The 19,345-nt window shown below is 68.9% G+C and carries 19 protein-coding genes; 7 read left to right on the forward strand and 12 right to left on the reverse strand.

Features of this window, described 5'->3' with window-relative positions:
- Window positions 1–10: 10 nt before the first annotated feature.
- Genes LQK89_RS17540 through LQK89_RS17560 form a run of 5 tightly spaced genes read right to left on the reverse strand, consistent with a single transcriptional unit; the run spans window position 11 to window position 4,860 of the window.
- Entirely contained in the window at window positions 11–904 is an 894-nt protein-coding gene (locus LQK89_RS17540; RefSeq protein WP_231050982.1) for a hypothetical protein, read from the reverse strand.
- Window positions 901–1,773: a type II secretion system F family protein gene (locus tag LQK89_RS17545; RefSeq protein WP_231050983.1), complete on the reverse strand. Its 873-nt coding sequence runs from the start codon at window positions 1,771–1,773 to the stop codon at window positions 901–903. Before LQK89_RS17545 ends, LQK89_RS17540 begins: the two co-directional genes overlap by 4 nt.
- The gene (locus tag LQK89_RS17550) at window positions 1,770–3,392 is read right to left on the reverse strand and encodes an ATPase, T2SS/T4P/T4SS family (RefSeq protein WP_231050984.1); all 1,623 of its coding nucleotides are present in this window, start codon (window positions 3,390–3,392) and stop codon (window positions 1,770–1,772) included. Before LQK89_RS17550 ends, LQK89_RS17545 begins: the two co-directional genes overlap by 4 nt.
- On the reverse strand, window positions 3,393–4,229 hold the full coding sequence (locus LQK89_RS17555; RefSeq protein ID WP_123704910.1) for a hypothetical protein: 837 nt from the start codon (window positions 4,227–4,229) through the stop codon (window positions 3,393–3,395).
- Between the two features lies 1 nt (window position 4,230).
- Window positions 4,231–4,860, reverse strand: coding sequence for an SAF domain-containing protein (locus LQK89_RS17560; RefSeq protein WP_231050985.1), 630 nt, complete (start codon window positions 4,858–4,860; stop codon window positions 4,231–4,233).
- A gap of 215 nt (window positions 4,861–5,075) precedes the next feature.
- Here LQK89_RS17560 and LQK89_RS17565 point away from each other — a divergent pair, with 215 nt between their 5' ends.
- From LQK89_RS17565 to LQK89_RS17575, 3 genes are all read left to right on the forward strand, one after another.
- A complete protein-coding gene (locus tag LQK89_RS17565) occupies window positions 5,076–5,384 on the forward strand; it encodes an ArsR/SmtB family transcription factor (protein ID WP_231050986.1) in 309 nt (102 codons plus the stop codon).
- Window positions 5,385–5,488: 104 nt separating this feature from the next.
- Window positions 5,489–6,223 carry a hypothetical protein gene (locus LQK89_RS17570; protein ID WP_231050987.1) on the forward strand — a complete coding sequence of 245 codons (735 nt, stop codon included), beginning with the start codon at window positions 5,489–5,491 and terminating at the stop codon, window positions 6,221–6,223.
- Entirely contained in the window at window positions 6,220–6,936 is a 717-nt protein-coding gene (locus LQK89_RS17575) for a hypothetical protein (protein WP_231050988.1), read from the forward strand. The genes LQK89_RS17570 and LQK89_RS17575 overlap by 4 nt, the downstream gene beginning before the upstream one ends.
- A gap of 9 nt (window positions 6,937–6,945) precedes the next feature.
- Here the strand turns inward: LQK89_RS17575 and LQK89_RS17580 are convergent, their stop codons facing one another.
- The 7 genes from LQK89_RS17580 to LQK89_RS17610 are packed head-to-tail and all read right to left on the reverse strand — an operon-like array spanning window position 6,946 to window position 14,914.
- The gene (locus LQK89_RS17580; RefSeq protein ID WP_231050989.1) at window positions 6,946–8,073 is read right to left on the reverse strand and encodes a C40 family peptidase; all 1,128 of its coding nucleotides are present in this window, start codon (window positions 8,071–8,073) and stop codon (window positions 6,946–6,948) included.
- Window positions 8,070–10,139 (reverse strand): hypothetical protein, encoded by a 2,070-nt coding sequence (locus LQK89_RS17585; RefSeq protein WP_231050990.1) that lies wholly within the window; start codon window positions 10,137–10,139, stop codon window positions 8,070–8,072. The genes LQK89_RS17580 and LQK89_RS17585 overlap by 4 nt, the downstream gene beginning before the upstream one ends.
- Window positions 10,136–12,706 (reverse strand): ATP-binding protein, encoded by a 2,571-nt coding sequence (locus LQK89_RS17590; protein WP_231050991.1) that lies wholly within the window; start codon window positions 12,704–12,706, stop codon window positions 10,136–10,138. Before LQK89_RS17590 ends, LQK89_RS17585 begins: the two co-directional genes overlap by 4 nt.
- Window positions 12,703–13,344 (reverse strand): conjugal transfer protein, encoded by a 642-nt coding sequence (locus LQK89_RS17595; protein ID WP_231050992.1) that lies wholly within the window; start codon window positions 13,342–13,344, stop codon window positions 12,703–12,705. The genes LQK89_RS17590 and LQK89_RS17595 overlap by 4 nt, the downstream gene beginning before the upstream one ends.
- Window positions 13,345–13,353: 9 nt before the next feature.
- Window positions 13,354–13,698 carry a hypothetical protein gene (locus LQK89_RS17600; protein WP_231050993.1) on the reverse strand — a complete coding sequence of 115 codons (345 nt, stop codon included), beginning with the start codon at window positions 13,696–13,698 and terminating at the stop codon, window positions 13,354–13,356.
- A gap of 2 nt (window positions 13,699–13,700) precedes the next feature.
- On the reverse strand, window positions 13,701–14,687 hold the full coding sequence (locus LQK89_RS17605; protein WP_231050994.1) for a conjugal transfer protein: 987 nt from the start codon (window positions 14,685–14,687) through the stop codon (window positions 13,701–13,703).
- On the reverse strand, window positions 14,687–14,914 hold the full coding sequence (locus tag LQK89_RS17610; protein WP_231050995.1) for a hypothetical protein: 228 nt from the start codon (window positions 14,912–14,914) through the stop codon (window positions 14,687–14,689). Before LQK89_RS17610 ends, LQK89_RS17605 begins: the two co-directional genes overlap by 1 nt.
- 266 nt (window positions 14,915–15,180) lie before the next feature.
- Between LQK89_RS17610 and LQK89_RS17615 the strand changes: the two genes are divergently transcribed.
- The 4 genes from LQK89_RS17615 to LQK89_RS17630 all read left to right on the forward strand — a co-directional run bounded on the left by LQK89_RS17615 (window position 15,181) and on the right by LQK89_RS17630 (window position 19,098).
- Window positions 15,181–15,912, forward strand: a complete 732-nt coding sequence (locus LQK89_RS17615; protein ID WP_231050996.1) for a hypothetical protein — start codon at window positions 15,181–15,183, stop codon at window positions 15,910–15,912.
- Between the two features lie 15 nt (window positions 15,913–15,927).
- Window positions 15,928–16,629 carry a hypothetical protein gene (locus LQK89_RS17620; RefSeq protein ID WP_231050997.1) on the forward strand — a complete coding sequence of 234 codons (702 nt, stop codon included), beginning with the start codon at window positions 15,928–15,930 and terminating at the stop codon, window positions 16,627–16,629.
- An 85-nt stretch (window positions 16,630–16,714) separates the two neighbouring features.
- Window positions 16,715–17,002, forward strand: a complete 288-nt coding sequence (locus tag LQK89_RS17625; protein ID WP_231050998.1) for a hypothetical protein — start codon at window positions 16,715–16,717, stop codon at window positions 17,000–17,002.
- Window positions 17,003–17,061: 59 nt separating this feature from the next.
- The gene (locus LQK89_RS17630) at window positions 17,062–19,098 is read left to right on the forward strand and encodes an FtsK/SpoIIIE domain-containing protein (protein WP_231050999.1); all 2,037 of its coding nucleotides are present in this window, start codon (window positions 17,062–17,064) and stop codon (window positions 19,096–19,098) included.
- Window positions 19,099–19,345 lie beyond the last annotated feature (247 nt).

Genomic DNA, 19,345 nt, shown 5'->3' on the forward strand with positions numbered 1-19,345 from the left:
CTTTCGGTGGTCAGGTGGTGGTCGTGAGGAGCTGGAGGACGGCGGGGGTCATCGTGATCAGGATGATCGGCAGCAGGGACACCGCGACCGGCCAGCCCATGCTGGAGGTGACGCGCTCGGCGGCATCCTTGTCGTCGGCGGCGACCTGCCGGCGGAGCTTGTTGCAGGCCGCTCGCAGCTGGGTGCGGAGCCCGACCCGGGCTTCGGCAAGGCGCATCATGCGCGCCATCTCGACCAGGGCGGGGACGTCGACCTCGTCGCCGAGGCGAGCGAGGGCATCCCACTTGGAGACGCGGCTGAGCTCGGCGACCTGGTACTCGCGCCGGATGCGCTTGAAGACCCACGAGTCCGACACGCTCGCGGCCGACTTGAGTGCGTTGTCGGCGTTGACTTCGCCGAGGAGCGCGACCGCGACCAGCTCGAGGTAGATCGTGACGAATCGGGTGAACTCGCGTTGTGCGGCCTTCGCTCGTGCGCGAACGCTCGAGTCAGGGGCGTTCCACAAGATGAAGGCAACTACTGGTGAGAGCAGCAGCGGCAGCGCGAAGAAGTGTCCAGTGAAGAGCTTGAACAGGAACGGCAGCACGAGCGGCGCGAGGAACCCGAAGACAGCGAGCTGCAGCTTCTCGCCGTAGAACTTCGCGACGGGCATCTCGAGCAGGTCGAGCTGCTTGGTCGGCGCGGACAGCCCAGGGAGGTTGGGGAGGTGCTGGTGGAGCCAGCTGCCCGCTCGCTCGAAGCCAGGCTGACGACCCGCGGGGCTGAGACTGACGGTGTTGACGTCGCCGAGGCGGGCGAGGGCATCGTCGACGCGGATCGTCCGCGGTGCGCGGGTGAGGAGGAACACGGCGAGACCGGTTCCCACGAGCGCCCCAGGGAGGAACGCCAGGAGTGCGGGGTTCATCGACGCACCTCCGGATCGGTGATGATGATGCGCGGTTCGGAACGGGTGCGCGTCAGCGATTTCGCCCAGACGAGCAAGGCCACGAAGCCGGCGAGGATGACGGCGAGGAGGACTTGCCCGACGGGGGTGCGGTAGGTCGCGATCTGCGGGGTGTGGGAGAACAGGACGATGCCGACGAGGACGACGCCGACGATGAGCGTCATGGTGCGCATGGTGCGGCGGGGCTTGTCCTGCTCGTTGTAGATCTCGAACCGCATCGCGGTCTGTACGGCGAGGTTGTCGGCGACACCGTCGAGGGCGGTGGCGAGGCCTCCGGAGCTGAACTCGGCAGCCTGGATGAGGTAGATGGTGACTTCGTCGGCCCACGGGTTGTCGAGCTCGTCGGCGAACGCTCGGAGCGCTGCGGAGCTGGACCACGAGCCGTTCATGCGGGCTGCGAGGCGGTCCACGGGAACACGGATGATCGCCGGCGTGGAGGCCCTGGTGACGTCGACGACCTCGCGGAGGGTGAACTCGCCGGTCTCCGCCGTGGACGCCAGCGAGCGGGTCCACGCTTCGAGTGCGGAGAGGAGATCCCGCTCGCGGGTGTCCTGCTTGCCGAGCAGCAGCGGCAGGCCGATCACCGCGGCGGGGACGACGACCAGCAGCAGGATGATGCCGGAGATCGCCGCGGCGACAACGCCGGCGATGAGGCCGAGCACGATCGTGTTCTTCGTTCGGCGCGACACCGCCTTCCAGCGCTGCGCCAGGGTCGGGCCGGACGTCTTCTTCGAGACAGGCTTCGGGGGTGCCGGGCGGAACGCGCGGACGAGCAGGATGATCCCGGCGACGAAGACGGCGCCGGCGAGAGCTGCGAGGAGCGCCATCATTCCTCCCACAGGATCTCGGGGTTGAGCCCGTTGCGGCGGAACGTCTGCTCGAGCTCGGGCGACGGGCGGTGCTTCTCGTAGGTCTCGTGGTCGTAGTTCCACTTGATGAGCGGGGACGCCAGCGGGGTCTGCCCGTCGCCGCCGGGGCGCGGGATGACTTCGGCGATCTCCGAGACGATGCGGCGGCGGGTGCCGTCGCCGTTCGGGATGGTGTCGAGGTACACGACGATCTGGATCGTGCGCAGGATCTGGCGCAGCGGGACGATGTCGCTGCTGAGGCCCTGCTCGCTCATGAGGACGTCCGCGAAGCGGTGGAGGGCGTCGTTGGCGTTGCGGGCGTGGATCGTCGACAGGGACCCCTTGCCGGCGAGCATCGCCTTGATCGCGACGGGGCCTTCCGGTCCGCGGATCTCGCCGAAGAGGATGCGCTGGGCGGAGACGCGCAGCGACTGCAGGAAGGCGTCCTCGAGGCTGTACGGGACGGCGAGGTCGCCGGTGCCGACGGTCGACGGCAGGTACTGCAGGTCGGTGACCTGGCGGTGCCGTTCCGGGTTCTTGCCGAGGTAGAGCTCGCGCTCGGTCTCGATCGTCGCGATCTTCTCGTCGGGGTGCACCGCGGACATGAGCGCGCGGAGGAAGGTCGTCTTGCCGGCCGCGGGGTAGCCGGCGACCAGGATGCACTGGTTCGCTTCGACGGCGGCGCTGAGGATGCCGGCGCCGGCCTTCGGGAGCGAGCCGAGCCGCACCATGCCGGGCAGGTCGATGTCGACGAGGTTGTGCTTGCGGAAGGTGAGGTCCGGCAGTGAGGTGATCGCGGAGCCGGTGCCGGAGAACCGGACGCCGCCGATGTCGAGGTCGATGTGCCCGTTGGGGCGGGCGAACACGCGGCCACGGGCGGAGGCAAGGTCGGCGACCATCCGGAGGAGGTCGTCGTTGCTCTCGGCCATCGGACGGCGTGCTTCACGTCGGCCGTCGGTCTTGGTCACCATGACGTTGTCGTAGCCGACCACGGTGATGTCTTCGACGTCGGGCTCGCGCAGGAACTGCTGGAACCGGCCGTACCGGAACGCGGTGTCGAACATCGCCTGCACGTGCCGTTCGATGCGGCCGGTGTCCCAGTCGCGGTCCGGGCCGTGGTTGACGACCTCGTACTGCACGTGCCGTTCCGTACGCCGGCGCATCTCTGCCAGCGCCTCTTCCTCGAACTCGGTTTCCGGGCCGACGGAGGCGATCGCGACGTCGAAGTCCGCCCGGGAGCGGGTCGCCGAGTCCAGGAGGTTCAGCTCCTTCACGTGCTCGTCGACGAGCCGCCAGTTGACGTCGTCGGCGTCGCGGTCGTGGGTCTCGACGAGCGTGTCGCGTGCACGGTCCCGGCGCATGAAGTCCGGGATCGGCGCTGCGGGTGCTTCCGGCTGCTCGAGCTGCTCGGGAGATGCGGGGATCGGGTCGACCAGGTGCAGTCGGGCGCCGCTGGCGGCGGCGAAGAGGTGCGTACGGCCGTCTGCACGGCCGGGCTCGGTCGGCTCCACGCTGGCGGGGGCGATGTTCGGGTCTGCCGCGAGATCGGCCAGGAACGGCCGCTGGCTGATGCTGATCTGGGGGGTCTGCTCGTCGGCCACTCAGCCCACCACCTTCCGGTCGAGATCTGCTGTCGTCTGTTCGTCGAGGGCGGCCACGGCCCGGCGGACTGCCTGGCGGTAGGCGTTGCGCTGGGGCTTGGCGTCGGGACGGCCGAGCGAGAACACGGCGGCGCCGTCGGGGTCCCAGGGCAGTTCGGCGAGCACGGGCAGGACGTTGCGGCCGAAGTCGCTGGCGGGAATGGCTTCGTAGCGGGACTCGGTCAGTACCAGCCGGTACTTCTCCGCGCGGCCGACGCCCTGCAGGCGTTCGGCGAAGTCGGGGAGTTCGGCACGGCGGTAGATCCGGTTGAGGTCGACCATCGTGCTCTCGGAGAAGACGGTGACGCGGTCTGCGGAGTCGAGCAGCGGCAGTCGGATGTCCTCGTGAGCGACCCGGCCGAGGTCAACGATCACGTCGATGCCGGCTTCGCTGATCGCGCGGAACAGGTGCGGGAACCGCGCCCACATGCGGCGGACGCCGTCAACGATGCTGAGCTTGTGGAAGCCGGGGACGACCCACATGCGGTGCCCGTTGGGCAACGCCGGGATCGCCTGCGGAAGCTCCGGGAGCTCGTGCACAGCGATCGACAGCCCGCTCTCGGGCGTAATGAGGTCCTGCCAGGTGAGCACGTTGCGGGAGTAGGCGACGGCGACCTTGTCCAAGCCGCCGGCACTCGGGTGCAGGTTCGAGCGGAAGAAGCCCGTCATCGCGGACGTCGCGTTGGCGGTCTCGGCTTCGAACACGATCACCGGTCGCGGCCAGTGCACCGCGAACGCGAACGCCGCGGTGGTGACGCCGGGAGAGCCCGCGAAAGAGGCGAAGGCGTGGACGGCCATGTCAGTCCTCCGCCGCTGCGAGGTAGATGGCGACCTGTCCGGCCGCGGCGCGGCTGGTGACATCGGCGGCGTTCTTCGCGTTGATGTAGACGTCGACGATCGTCGTGCCGGAGGACTGGCTGGTCCGGGACGCGGAGACGACGCCCTGGATGGGGGCGGCGTTGCTCTTCACCGCGGAGCCGGAGCCGTCCGTAGCGGCGATGGGGACCACCTCGATGCGGTCCCCCGCGACGAGCTGCTGCGCCGGGAGCTGCGCCGGCTTGAGCGAGAGCCCGACGAGGGCCTGCCCGCCTGGGACGGGCAGCGCCGAAGCGATCGCGGACTTGGTGACGAGGCTGCCCTCGGGGAGGTCGACTGTGGCGACCTTGCCGATGAGGCTGCTCGCGTCCGTCGACGCGACGCCGGCGGTGCGCTGCCCTGCGGCGACGTCGATGGTCGTGAGGTCGTCCTTGGTGATGGTGTCGCCACGGTCGATGCTCTTGGCGACCACGAACACCTGCTGGGTGTGCGACGACGTCGAGTAGATGAAGACGCTGGCGACACCGCCGACGATGATGAGCGCGGCCGCACCCGCGGCGTACACCCACGACCGGCGCGTGCGCACCGGCGCGATCGCGCCGTCGCTCCTCACCGGTACGTCGGTTGCGGTTCCTGTCGCTGTAGCCACGTCATTCCCTCCGAATGGGTCTCTACCTATGAGAGGTGCATCTGCAGGCATGAACCGGGACAAATCAGTTCCCGAGCCGCGAGACGCCCCTCCGTTGACCGGGCAGGGCCCGCTGTTCTTCTACTTACCAAACTATGGTACTTACCAACCATTGGCAAGTACCTCCGTAGACTGGGACGATGCCCGATGGCCTGAACGAAGCCCCCTCCCTCGAGGAGGCCTGCGCCGTGGTGTCGGGGACACCGGCGCGCATCCGAGTCCTGCGGGTGGTCATGGACAGCAACGAGGTCACGGCAAACGAGGTCATGGCGAGCACCGGGCTCTCCCGGAACGCCGCCGGCCACCACCTGACCGCACTCCTCGAGGCCGGCGCCATCCGAAAACGACGCACGACACACTCCAGGGGCGCAGGCTCGGTCATCTACTGGTCTGCGGACGTCGACGTGATCCACGCGATTCGCGACACATTGAGTTCCCACCTGACATGACCCCCCTTCGAGTGACAATATTACAGAAGTAACCGCCTCGTTCTACCCCGCGGTCACCCATCTATACCGATCTGTCCACGACCGCGCTCGCCGAGGAGGCCTCCGTGTCCGTTGGCGCAAGTGCGTTCCGGCGTTGGGCCGCTGAGGCCGGGCTGCCCGAGGGCATGGCGCCGTTGGCTCGTGCAGTCGGCGTGAGCCGGACCACCTTGAGCGCCCAGTTGTTGCGTGGGCGGGTCCGGGAGAGCGTGATCATCGAGGCGAGCAGGGCGCTGGGTATCGACCCGGTGGAGTCCCTGTCAGCCTTCGACGAGTACAACGAGCTCGCAGCTGGCGTCCGGCCGCCGTTGCAGGTTGAGGTGCTGTCGCAGGTGACGTTGAACGACGCGATGACGGAGCTCCTGGCGCGTCGAGATCCGCGTCGCTCGGATCTGCTGCGTCCGCCTCGTCAGTGGGAAGACCCGCCGCAGTATGACTCGGTGCGCAACTGGATCGATGCCGTCGACCCGGGCACCATCCGGCAGTCGCTGAGTGAGCGGTTCGCAGTGTCGCCGTCGAATCTCGCCACGGCGATCACCGAGAACAAGTTGCGACCTCGTCAGCTCGTCGAGGCAGCGCGGATCGCGCAGACGTCGTTGACGAGCGGTCTGGCGGCAGCCGGAGTGCTCACGTTGGCGGAGGCGGGCTGGCCGGATGGAGCTCGCGAGTACACGCTCAGTCGGCTCCGGGATGTGGCGCTCATCGAACTGGTGCAGGCTCGTCTTGCGGGCACTCTCCGGGGAGCTCGCCGGCGGGCCTCTGATGAGGATGCCGCGCGACGCATTCAGAGCACGTTGGGTTGAGCATGGTGATCGGGTATCTCATCGTCGTGGTGTTGGCGGCGCTTGCGCTGACGCGCCTTCCGTCGGCCCTGGCCGGCCGGAACCTTCCGGTGGTGCTGTCAGCCGCGTCGATCGTGGCGGCGTTCGCGCTGATCACACCGGCCGTCTACGCGGCGCTCGGGCGACTGGTCCCGATCCCGAACGCCGTGGACCTGGTGGCGAAACTGCTGTTGTTCACGGGCCTGCTGCTGGCCGGAAGCGCGGTTGCGCGGGCGTACGACGCCCCGCGGACGCAGCGGCTGGTGTCGGGACTGCCGGGCGCCGCGGTGTTCATCGTGCTCATGCTCGCGGAGGTCGCGGTCTTCGCCGTCGTGCACACCGGGCGGATCGCGCCGGATCTCGCTGGGGATCTCGGGAGCCCGCTCGTGCGCGTCTACTCGACGCTGGCGACGGCGTACCCGGCGTACATCGCTCTGCTGCTGGTGCCGTTGGTGCGCCGCGGTCTCTCGAGCGGGGATCTGAGCGCCCGGATGACGTCTCGGTTCCTGCTGGCAGGGTTCCTTCTGGCGTTGCTGCGGTTCGTCGTCGCCGTGGTGACGCTCGTGGTGCCGGCGGCGTACTACCCGGGCCAAGTCGTCAGCGGTATTGCAGCGATCGCGGTTGCGGCCGGGCTGGCGTGCGCATTCTTCGCCCGGGTGGGGCGGGAGCGCCGTACGCAGCGTCAGTTCAGCTGAGGTACCGCCTCACCAGCTGCCGTCGCCGATCGCGTTGACGCGCCAGAAGGTCGGACCGGTACCGCCGATGGTGAACTGGTAGCTCTTCGCGTGGGTGAGGTTGCGCCCCCAGTCCGGTGAGTGGATGAGGCCGCCCTTGCCGTCGTAGATCCCGATGTGGTGGCCGACCCACGCGACCAGGTCGCCGGCCTGCGCCTCGGATGCGGGAATCTGGTGCGCTTGCGCGAGCTGGCCTGAGACGACCGGGCTCGGCAGATCGATCCCGAGCACCTGGTGATACATGTAGTAGACGAACCCGGTGCAGCACCAGCCGGCAGTCGGGCTGCCGGCGGAACCGCACGCTCCCGAGTACGGCACCTTGCCGACGTACTGCTCGGCGTAGGCGACCATGTCGGCCCCGGTCTTCCCGTTCGGTGCGGACCATGACGCGTTCTGCGCGTCGCCGGCATTGCTACCCGAGCTGCCGCTGCAACCGCCGCCGTTGCTGGTGGTCTGGGACACGGTGTCGGCGGTGACGGTGACGCCCTGGTCGGACATGATCGACGCCGCGGCGTTCTCCCACTGCCCGTACGCGTCGGGGAACCCGGAGATCTGCACGGCCTGGGCGGCGTCGTTGAGGCTGAGATCCTGCCAGTTCGCGACGTCGAGCAGACCCTTTGGGGTGCCGTGGTTCGGCCCGAGGGGTCCGCCGAAGAACGCCCTGGCCTCGTAGACGGGGTCCTGGCGCTCCTCGTACGACCCCCAGTTGGCGCGCTGCTGGAAGAACCCCACGGAGTCGCGGTCGCCGTAGTCGAGGTTGCGCAGCTGGGACTCCTGCAGGGCGGTCATCAGAGCGACCTGCAGGCCGCGGGCGGGGACGTTCAGGCCCTTGCCGACCGAGATGATGGTCGCCGCGTTCTTGGCCTGCTCGGTGTTGAGCTTGATCGTCTTGCCATTGCCGGCGTCGACGCGGGTAGTGCCGGTGTCGCTGGCGTTGGTCGTGTCGCCGCCGGTTCCCGGTGCCGTGCAGCCGAGGGCCGCTGGGGAGCCGGAGAGCAGCTGCAGGGAGCTCGTCACCACCAGTCCGGTGATGCCGAGGACGGGGACGAGGACGACGACCATGCCGGCGGCGACGATCGCGGCGACCTTCTTGTTCATGCGGAGGCTCCGGTCTGCGCTGCCTGCGCGGCGCGTTCGAGGGCGGCCCGGACGGGTGACTGTGCGACCTGCGCCGGCCGGGCGCGAGTGATCTGGTAGACGCCGCTGTTGTCCACGCTTGCCGGGGCGATGCGTCCGACGCCGGACGGGTCGACCACGATCTGCCGGCCGAAGGGGACCGCGCTGGCACCGGACACCGGTCGCGAGATCGACATGCCGCTGCTTGAGGAGCCCGTGTTCGATGTTCCGGTGCTCGAGGTGCCGCTGCTGGTGGAGGGAGTCCCTGCACCGTGGTGGGCGACCTTCCGATCGAGCACCTTGCCGGTGACGGAGGGCATCGAGCCGAGCGCCTTCCCGGCGACCGATGGCATCGAGCCGAGCGCCTGACGCTGCAGCACCTTCTTGCCGCCGATCTGCATGGCCTTCATAGCGACGGCCGAGGTGCCGCCGGTGGATGCGGCGGCCACGAGCTGGCCCGCGCTCGCAGCGGAGCGGACGGCGGTCGAGACTGCGCCACCGGTACGGCGGGCGGTCGGCGTCGCGGTCAGGTTGCCGGCGTCGAGCGAGCTCGCGGTCGGTGCGGCCGGCAGTTGCGGCTTCGGTCGGGGCCGGGAGAGCCGATTCGCGGCATACCGGCCAGCGGTGCGGAGGGTCTCGGCCTTGATCGGTGAGAGCGGCTGCCGCTGGTTGGAACCGACCCGGTTGCCGAGGGTCGCGAGCCACTTGGCGAGGTTCTTGCCCGAGCGGCGGGCTGCGAAGAACGCCCAGAAGAGGGTGATGATCAGGGCGATCACGAAGATGTCGATGATGGTGGTCTGCGCGACGATCGACAGGCCGGCGTCGGAGACGGCCTTCATGACCGAACCGAGGATCTTGAGGTACGCGGCGAGCATGACGATCGACACCGCGAGTGAGAACGCTCCGACGTACATGCCGACCCACGATCGCCAGAGCGCCTCACGTGCGACGCCGGGCAGCATCGCGGCGTAGACGTTCACCATCAGCTTCGCCGCGTTCATGAGGGCGTAGATCACCGCGATCATGGTGATCAGCGCCATCGCGAGTGCGATGAGGAGCAGGGTGCCGCTCCCGCCCTGGATCGAGAGCGTGGTGAGGATCTGGGAGGTGCTCGGGTGCGTGACGTACTCCTGCGCGTCCTTGTCGCACTTGCCGACGGCGTCGCGGACGTTCGTGGAGCTGCTGTCGAACGCGGAGGCGTTCTTCATCTGCTGGGTGAAGGTCGTGTCGCACTCCCCCGACAGGGCGTGCCCAAAGGCGATCTCCTGCGACGGGATGCGGACGAACACGTCGATCAGGCCGCCCATCAGTGACTGCGAGATCAGATCCTTCGCCTGGTCCTTGTCCGGGGTGCCGGTCGGGTCTGCGCCGTCGGTGGAGAGCACGCTGACCGACAGGTTCGCGCCGGTCGATTCCGCCCAGGTGAGGGCTCCGTGGTCGCCGGTCAGGGCGGCTACGGGGTTGGCGAGTGCGCCGGTGGCGAGCACGAAGCACAGGATCGAGACGCCGAGGTCGATGGCTCCCTTCGCGAACTTGCCGAACGCAACAGCGCAGCCGAAGACGAGGCCGGCGACAGCGAGGGCGACCGGTGCCCACCCGAACTGCGACAGGACGGACTGGAGGGTGTCGGCAATCGCGCCGACCGGCGTCGCGATCCAGTCGACCCAGGTGAACTCGAGCAGGAACGACAGCAGCCACAGGCACCAGGAGAAGCACGCGAGGTTGAGGGTCCAGAGCAGGTCGATCACCCAGGAGATCGCGGTCTTCTGCGGGTGCCACACGTCGCCGCGGTCGAGCGGGAGGATCGTGTACCTCCACAGCGGGACGCCGTTGGAGTCCTTGAGGTCGCTCGGCGGCATGTAGGGCGGCGCGGAGGAGTTCGCGGAGCCGTCGGCGTAGGCGGCCGGGACGGCGAGGATCGCTGAGATGAGCCAGCAGAGCGCGAGGGCGAGCAGCATCGCGGTCTTCGGGTGCCGGCAGGCCCACCACCAGAGGCGACGTGCTCGAGCGCGGATGGTCCGGTAGCCGGACAGGGCGAAGGTGATCATGCCGGCACCCGTTCTTTGGTGGCGCCGCTCTTCGACGGGGTCGAGAGCACGGCGGTGCGGCGGGAGGGTTCCTGCGGGAGGGCGACGCGGATCTTGCCCATGCGGCCCTGGATGTCGAGGTAGAGCCCCTCACCGCGACGATCGGTCGCCACGTGCCCGTCCGGCCCGATCGGGGAGACGTCCTTCGTGACGATGTCGACCATCGCCGGGTCCTGGCCGAGTCCTTCGTGGAACCAGTCGAGGTTGCCGGCGGCGAGTCCGCGGTCGGTCTGGCGCATCACGACGCGGGTCTTGATCATGCCCCGGGAGAGCTCGTCGCCGAAGTCGTGAGCGTCCTGGCTGGCGACGGCGACGCCGGCTTTGTGCTTGCGGCCGTCGCGGTAGAAGATCTTGAGCTGCTGCTGGCCCTCCGGGGAGGCGGTGACGTGGAAGACCTCGTCGACGGCGAACACGGCGAGGTCGTCGTCGTCGGCGAAGCACACCTGGCGGCTGATGGTCACCAGCAGCGCGTACATGGCTCGGCCGAAGAGCTTTTCGATCGGCATTTCGTCGAAGAGCTTCGGGTTGTTGATCTCGTCCGCCTCGGGCAGTGCGACGCCGTGGGTGAGGAACGCGATCGCGCGCTTGGACAGGTCCAGCGCGGGCAGGTCGGAGTCGAACAGCACCTTCCCGAAGTGCTTGTCGACGTAGAGCCCCATCAGATCGGCGAGGGTGTCGGCCTGGACGTCGCCGCCCTTGCCGAGCTCCTGCAGGTGCCGGTAGAGGGCACCCATCGACGTGAGCTCGTGCTCGGCGGCGTACTCGGGGCCGAGCACCTTGGACAGCCGGGCACCCTCACGGGAGCGTGCGGGGATGCCGAGCAGTGCGGACATGAGCGTCTGGGCGGCGGCGGCTCCCTCACGGGCGCCGAAGATCCGCAGCGGGTCCAGAGACCAGAGCGGGTCGGTGAGGTCGACCACGGCGGTCTGGTCCTGCGCGAGGGACTCGGCGAACTTCGCGTACTCCATGAGCACGGTGCGGTCGATGAGCACAATGCGGGCGCCGCGATCGAAGTTGGCGCCGAGGACGCTCTTGAGCGCGGTCGACTTGCCCGCTCCGGGTTCGGCGGCGAACGCGATCGACGCGGAGACGTCGGCGAGGATGTGCGCTTCGAAGTCGAGCAGCACGGGGCGCTCGGTGCCGGACGTGATGTTGTGCGCGAACAGCATCCCAGTGGGGTCGCCGAGGTCGGTGGAGGTCAGCGGCACCATCGTGGAGAACATCGCGCCGGAGGTGATCTCGACGAATTCGCGGACCTGACGGGAGGTGGGGACGCCGGGCTGCATGCCCCACCAGAGCGCCTCCTGCGCTCCGAGGGGGATGTCGAAGGTGAAGTCGATGCCCTTGAAGTCCTTCTGCAGGAACTGGGCGCGAGAGCGGGCTTCCTCGGCGGTGGGGCCGCCGATCGCGAGGATCATCGTCGCCTGGATCTCGACCTCCTTGTCCGACCGGTTGAGCGCCGCGTGGTACTCCGCCAGGGTCGCGGCGGTCTCGGAGAGGGCACCGCCCGATCCCGTGATCGCTGCCGTGCCGTCCTGCTGGTCGAGCTGGTCGGTCAGGTTCACCTCGGCGCGCTTGTTGCGGCGGGCGGCGTCGCGGCCGGCGAGGACGTTCAGTCGGAGCGCCCAGTCCGCCTCGACGCCGAGCTCGTCGATCCGTCCGACCCAGTCGACGGCGGGGGTCTCCCACCCGCCCTTCGGGGTGCCGGCGAGGGCCAGGAGCACCTGGTACGACGTGCTCTCCTCACGCAGGTTCTGGACCTTCACGTAGCGGCGGGAGAACGGGTCGAACTTCTCGAGCTTGTTGGTGATGTCGCTCTGGCCGCCTTCGTCGATCACCGGGTTGGGGAACACCGCGGCCGAGGCGACGCGCTGCGGGATCTCGTCGGCGCCGTACTGCTGCGCGACGCCGCCGAGGGTGCGGCCCGACTGGTCGGGTGCGGCGAGGTCCAGGCCGAGCCCGCGGGTCTGCGAGTGCGCGGCGATCCAGACCTGCTCGGCGACGGTGGAGCGGTGCGGCTCGAACGCTGCCGGCAGCTGCTCCTCGATCTTCCCTGCGGCCTGCAGCGCCGAGAGGATCTCCTTCGGCGTCGGCGGGCGCATCGGCAGCGAGAGCAGATCGCGGGCCGCGACCTCGGCGCTGCGTCGAGCGGTGGATGCGGCCTGCGCGGCGCCTCCGATCCGAAGCGGTGCGCACAGCCAGAACTCGCGCTTGCCGAGGGGACGCTCCGCGAGGGCGTCGAGGGTGAGCATCGTCTCCATCGCCCACGCCGGGCTGTCGTTCATGTCGACGTTGGCGAGCATCCGGTTGACGATCGAGATGGGGTCGAGGTCCGCGGTGAGGCCGAGGAGCAGGTACTCCCCCCGGATAGACTGGAACAGATCCTGGTGGTACGCCTGCGACCACGCCTGCTTCTGGCTGCTCCCGAACCCCTTGGCGAGCCCGTTGAGCCGCCAGGTGGCCCACACGGTGCCGCTGCGGGTCCACATCAGGTGTCCGGTCATCGCGATCGCGGGTAGACGGTTCACTGGGATTCCTTTCGACGGGCCTGCTCGAGCAGGCGCTCGACGCCAGTCGCGTAGCTGCGACGGATCGGGATGACGTTCTCGGGGAGCTCGTCTGCGGCGATGAGCTCGGGTGCCGCGACGGGTTCGGGCTCCGCGGCGATCACGGCGACCGGGGCGGGGTCTGCTGTCGGTGCAACCGGCGCCGGCCGTTCCGCCGTCGTGGCGGTCGCTACTGGAGCGGCGGTTGCGAGAGCCTCCGGTTCGAGTTGCATCAGCACGGTCCCGCCGACCAGGTGGGGGCGGGCGATGCTGATCCGCTTGCCCTTGTAGCTGCCGAGCTCGGGCAGCGACAGCGCCGTGCTGAAGTCGGACGCGAGGTCCATGAGGCGCCGGCGGGTGGTGGGGATCTTGCCGGTTGCCCAGGTGGCACCGAACGCGATGCCGGCGAGCACCGTCATCCGCACGAGTGGGTACAGGCCGGCGCCCCAGAGGCCCGCGGTCTTGTACCCGACCCACAGCACGATCCCGCCGACCACGATCTGCGTCAGCGTGTACGGGCCACCCGGGATGCGGGCGCCGTTGATCTTGCCGATGAGGACCGGGATGCGCCGAGCGGCGGTGTAGAACCGCGCGACGGTGGGAGTGTGCTGTTCAGACATCAGCTCGGATCAGCTCCCCAGCTGGTCCTTGAACTGGTTGCCGAGCCACACGGTGCCGCCACCGCCGACGGCGAACGCGATGAGGGCGCCGACGAACAGGCCCTGGATGATGCCGCCCATCGCCCAGCCCTTCTTGATCGAGATCATGAAGAACGCGATCAGGCCGATGACGACACCGGCGGTGATGATCAGTGCCTTGAACTGGTTGAGCTGGTCGTTGGCGGTGTCGACGATCCCGCCCGCGAGGACGGGGCCGGTCGCGTCGCCGATCGCGACAGCGGCCTTGACGGACAGGCGGGTGGTCGCGTCGGTGACACCGGTGACCGCGGTGGTGGCGAGGGTGGTGATGGACATGGTCAGTTCCCTTCGGTCGGTGCGGGGGTAGCCGACGGTGCCGGGGTGGCGGCGTCGGAGTTCGAGAGCGTCGGGGCGGTGCCGAGCGCGGAGACTTCCCATCGGTCCGCGCGAGCGCGGAGCGTGATCGGGTAGGTCGCGGTCACCTGCTGGCCGACGGAGTTGGAGACCGTCACGGTCGCGTAGACGTTCACGCTGGCGCCGTCGGTGGGGTGGTCCGACGGTGTCGTGGTGGCGGTGAGGGTGGAGACCGACAGGGCCGTGTATGGCGCCGGGTCGATCGGCGGGATCGACTTGGACGGCGCGGTGTACGGCTCGGTGTCGCCCTGCCCGGTGAGGTACGCGGCGAGGAAGGCGTTGACGGTCTTCCCGGCGGCGGAGCTGGTGGAGATGGTTTCGCCGTAGCCGAGGGAGATCCCGTCGGTGGTGTGCCGGGGGCCGGCGACCGGTGCGGGCAGTCCGACAGCGCTGAGCTTGTTGCCGCCGTCGGCGACGGTGACCTGGAAGTAGCGGCGCGGCCACTGGTCGCCCTTGTCGGCGTCGACGGTGTCGTCCTTCACGTTCGCGGCGACCACGATCTGGGCGAGCCCGTCGGTGGTGGTGTTCGCCGAAGCGACGGCGAGATCGCGGTACTGGAAGCCGGCCTTGGGCAGTTCGATGTTCGCGGTCGTGTACGCGTCGAGCGCGGACGAGTCGTCGCGGTCGGCGGCGAGCCACGCACCGACGAAGCCGGCGGCGAAGCTGCCGGCGGACTGCTGCAGCGGGGACGGCTGCTCGGAGCTCACCACCCGGGGCGCGGCTTCGGAGCTGCCACCGCCGGAGAGGGCGATGAAGGCGAGCGCGACTGGACCGCACACCAATGCGGCGACGATGGCGATCGTCACACCTCGAGAACCGAGGTGCGCGCCGTTGGTCCACTGCGCGGTCTGCACGGTGGTGTCCGGCTCGCTCGACGTCGGCTGCGGGGCCTTCTTCTTGGGCAGCTTCATCACGCGCTCCTCCCGTGGCTGCGGACCGATTCGACGGCGCGCTGGTACTCCTGCGACTGCAGGTACCGCAGTGCCCGCGCCTGGGTCTCTGGACTGAACGGCTTCTCGTGCAGATCGAGCGCGACGTCCTGCGCCTGGTCGTAGGCGGAGAGCACTCGGGCGTGCTCGTTCAGCTCATCGAGCAACCCGTCGGGCAGCTGCGGTGCTGCGTCGTCGTGCGTGGGCATCGCACGGTCCCTTCGTCGATGGCAAGACCGGAAATGGCCTCTCACATGTAAGGGGGTGCCGCCGAGCAGGCCGACCGGGACAAATTCGTCCGGAGATTTTTCCGGCGCCCGTTCCTCCGCCGATCCGCGTGTTCATGGGGGTTCGAGGAGGGACCCGCCGGGATACGCCGTGGCGGCCGATCCGGGGTCCTCGCGGGTACCCCCGGCAGTACCTCCCGCGTGAGGACCGTCGTTCGAGACCAGTTCGTCTCACCTCGGGGGTTCTCATGAGCACCATCACCAACCGTGCGTTTTCGCTCGACAGCAAGCTGCGCCGTGAGTGGGAAGACGAGATCGCTGACCGTCTGCATGTCTTCGGCAGCTTTGGGACGATGACCGCCGGCGCGATGCTCGAGCAGGCTCGTCGCGTCGTCGACGGCGACCGGGACGCTCTGCTGCACGAGCTGCTCGGCCTGGCGCACCACGGCGACCGGACGGCCGAGCGGGTTCTGCTGCAGCTGCTCATCCCGGCGGCGCGCAACATGGCGCACCGGGTGCACGCCCTCGACGAGCTGAGCCGGAACGACCGGGTCGACATCGCGATCGGTGCCGCGTGGGAGAGCATCCGCCGCTACAAGCTGCACCTGCGCGATCGCGTGATGGCGAACCTCACGATGGGCACGCTGAGCGTGATCGCGCCGAAGCCGTCCGCGAACGACCGACTCGTCGCTGGTCTCACGAACTGCGTCGCGGACGAAGTCCTCGAGCACGTCGCCGGCGCATGGACCGAGCCGGAGCCTTCCCCCGAATCGGAGCTCGCGAACTTGCTCACGTGGGCGGTGGACACGCACGTGGTCACCACTGAGGAGGTCGCGCTGCTCGGCCGGGCCTACCTCGGCGAGGAGAGCCACACCGCGATCGCGACGGATCTGGGGATCACGAGCGAGGGTGTGCGGAAGCGACTCGCCCGTGTCCGGAACCGGATCGGGATCGCCGCCCGCACCGCCTACGCGGCCTGAGCGCGGACCCCCCTCATGCGCAAGCTGCTCCTCATCGCCTTCGCGATCGCCGCCGTCATCGCCGCCGTCATCGTCGTTGCCCTGCAGCGGCCGACGTCGGAGTCACGCTCGAGCACGACCGCCCCGGTGAGTGCTCCGTCTCCCACAAGCGGCAGCAGTGACGGTGACCTGCAGCAGCTGCTCAACACCCGACTCAGCACCACCGGCGCGCAGCTCTCAGTCGGGCTGCCTGCCACGCTCACCATCGACGCCGCGAACGGGGACACCGTGTACGCCCGCGTCACGATGGACGAGCTCACGAAGCTGCCGGCCGACCAGGTGCAGGACGTCGTGCGCCAGAGTTCCGCCCTCGCCGGCTACGACACTGTCTGGACAATGCCGGTGTCGCTGACGGTGCTCGGCGTCATCGACAGCGACGGCGCCCAGACCGAACCGACCGCGGCGCTGTCTGCATCGGATCTCGCCCGCTTCACGATCGCCACCCACCCCGGCGCCGATCAGCTGCCGAGCTCCAACACGCTCACCTCCCCGGGCTGCGACGGGCTGGACTCCACCACGCCGATTGCGACCGGGCGCACGCTCACCTGGTGCATCCATGCCTTCGCCAATGACTCATCGAACCAGCCCACCGGCGGCCAGTACGAGACCAGCGCCGGCACGTACGCGACGCCGATCACGTGGGCGTCCAAGCAGTACGCCGCGCCCGAGATCCCCTGAGCTCGAACTGATTTGTCCCGGTCGGCCGGGATGACGTCACCCCTTTACCAGTGAGGGCCACCGGCCCGCGATGAAGGGAGCCGCTGTGCAGAACAGCAACGACGACATGTGGACCTGGTTCGCCGGGATCATCGCCGCGGTGGTCATCGGACCAACGCTGCTCGCGAGTGCCGTACCCACCGCGCAGGCATGGCTTGTGCGCGTCCACGTGCTCGCCACTGAGGGGGTACTGATCCCGGTCGGTACCGGCGCCGGCCTCGATCTGGCGCGGATTGCGATCGCTGCCGGCGCTCTGCTGCTGGTCGCGCTGATCGTGGTGCTGCTGGTGCGCGGACGGGTCCGGGCGGCGCAGGACAAGCGGAGTCGAGCGTGAGCCGCACGGCCGGGGTGGACCGGCTGCCTCGACGGGGAAGCTGGCTCGGTAGCGCCGTCGTGATCGCCGCTCTGGCCCTCGTCGGTGCCGGCATCGCCGCGGCGGTGTCCGCGCCCGGGATCGCCGTCGGCATCGGGATCGGGGCGGTACTGGCGGTCGCCGGCGTCATCGTGCTGCACACCCGGTCCGCTCGTCGCGCCGAGCAGCTCGACCTGTTCCTCCTCAGCGTCAACGCGGTCCTCGGCTGGCCGGAACCGGACCGGTCCCGGGTGCGCGCGAGCGTCTGGAAGGGCTCATGGATCGGCACCCCCCGCAAGCTCCGCCTGTCGTACAACACTGCCTCCGCTGTCGACGGCAGCACCCTCGAGCTCGTCAACGAGCTCCGCCGGCGCGCCGCTGCTCGCTTCGGGGTCAGCTACCGCGTCGCCAAGCACAACGAGCGCCGCGGTCTGGTGTGGCTCGTCGAGCACGACTCCGTCACCGACCGTGAGGCGGACGAGAAGACCGAGCGTGTCCGCACGCAGATGGCGAAGACGTTCGGCTCGGACGCGCAGGTCACGACGAAGACCGACGACGCCGGCGAGCCGAAGGAGATCACTGTCAAGTTCGAGGTGTCCCCACGGCTGACCCGTGAAGGTGTCCGCACCCACATCGAGAGCGCCACATCCGCCGTGCTTGCCGGCCGGTGGCGAGCGTTCTGGGATCTCCAGCGGGACTTCGTCCGGTTCGAGCTGCGACCCAAGCTGGAGTCGCTGATCCCGAACCCAGCGGTCGCGCCGGAGAACGTCGACCCGAAGGCCGGCTACGACCAGATGGCCGTCCCGATCGGGAAGGACGAGGACGGCGAGGTCATCGTCTGGAAGCCGAAGGATCAGGCCCACGGAATGGTCACCGGTGAGACCGGTAAGGGCAAGACCGTCGTCATCCTCGGCATCGTCATGTACCTCGCCGCGCACGGCTGGCGAATCTGGGGTATCGACGGCAAGCGCATCGAGCTGCTCGGTCTGCGCGAGTACCCCAACGTCGAGCTCATCGCCGGACGCATCGACCACCAGGCGCGCGTCGTGCGGGCCGTCTACGAGCTGATGCAGGAACGCATGGAGGCGTACGAGAGCCGCCGGGTGCGGCTCAACGACTTCGAGCCGGTGCTGTTCGTCGTCGACGAGTTCAAGACGTTCCGCAACGCGCTGCTCGCCTGGTACCGGTCCGTGAAGCCCAAGGGCGCGTCGACGACCCCAGTGACCCTCACCGAATTCTCCGACATCGTCAGCCTCGGCCGGAAGCTCCGCATCCACCTCCTGATCGGGCTGCAGCGTCCCGATGCCGAGTTCCTCACCGGCGACATGCGCGACAACTTCGGCTTCCGCGTCAGCCTCGGCAAGCTCTCTCCCGAGGGCGCGAAGATGATGTGGCAGTCCTTCGTCACCGGCACCACCGTGCCCGTGAACGCCAAGGGGCGCGGCATGGCCCGCAACAAGTCCGGTACCCCCGTCGAGCTCCAGACGTACTGGACCCCAGACCCCGAGCAAACTGATCCCGAGAACCCCTCTGAGTGGGCGTTCGAGACGGACCTGCAGCTGGTCGAGAACCTCCGGCCTCGCGTGAACCTCTGGGACACGAAGCGGATCATCGACCCGGACGACTCCCCCGAGTTCGATGACAACGGCAAGCTCATCAAGAACGGCGCCGACTTCGACGACTACATGGACGCGCGGATCGCCAAGGCCACGATCGCCGACGCGATGCCGATCCGGAAGATGGCCGGCGTCTACGAGTCCCCCGTCGCCAAGCAGCTCGAGCAGATCCAGATCGAGGCCGAGGAACCCGACGAGCAGCTGCAGCCGTTCGAGGGGTACTCCGAAGCCACCACCTCGAGCGTGGAAGAGCTTCTCGACGGCAACGGGTACCTCCAGAGCGAGGGTGCGCTCGTCGAGGTCGAGGAGGGCGTCTGGGGCGTGCTCGAGTTCGCCGGCTACGACGACGCCGAGGACGGCTACGTCGAGCTCTCCTACCGCGACTACGACTCCGGCGAGCCCGGCACGATCTCCCTGCCCAGCGACGACCGCATCGACATGCGCCTCCCCGAGCAGTCCTGACCGATGCGACACGCCCATTCCACTGCCGCGTCTGACTCTAGATATAGAGATACGTTTGCCGCATGGCGCCACATCGCCGCCCGCGCGGCACTCTCGTTGATCCCGTCCTCCTGGGATGGTCCGTCGAGCGCGCGTCCAAGGCTCGCTTCGAAGCGATCGCTGACCGTCTCGGTGTCTCGAGCGCGGTCTTCTTCGAACGTGTGGAAGCCCACCTCGAGCTGGACGCCCGTGGCGTTCCGGTCTGGTG

This window comes from Curtobacterium sp. C1, assembly GCF_021049325.1.
GTDB lineage: Bacteria > Actinomycetota > Actinomycetes > Actinomycetales > Microbacteriaceae > Curtobacterium > Curtobacterium citreum.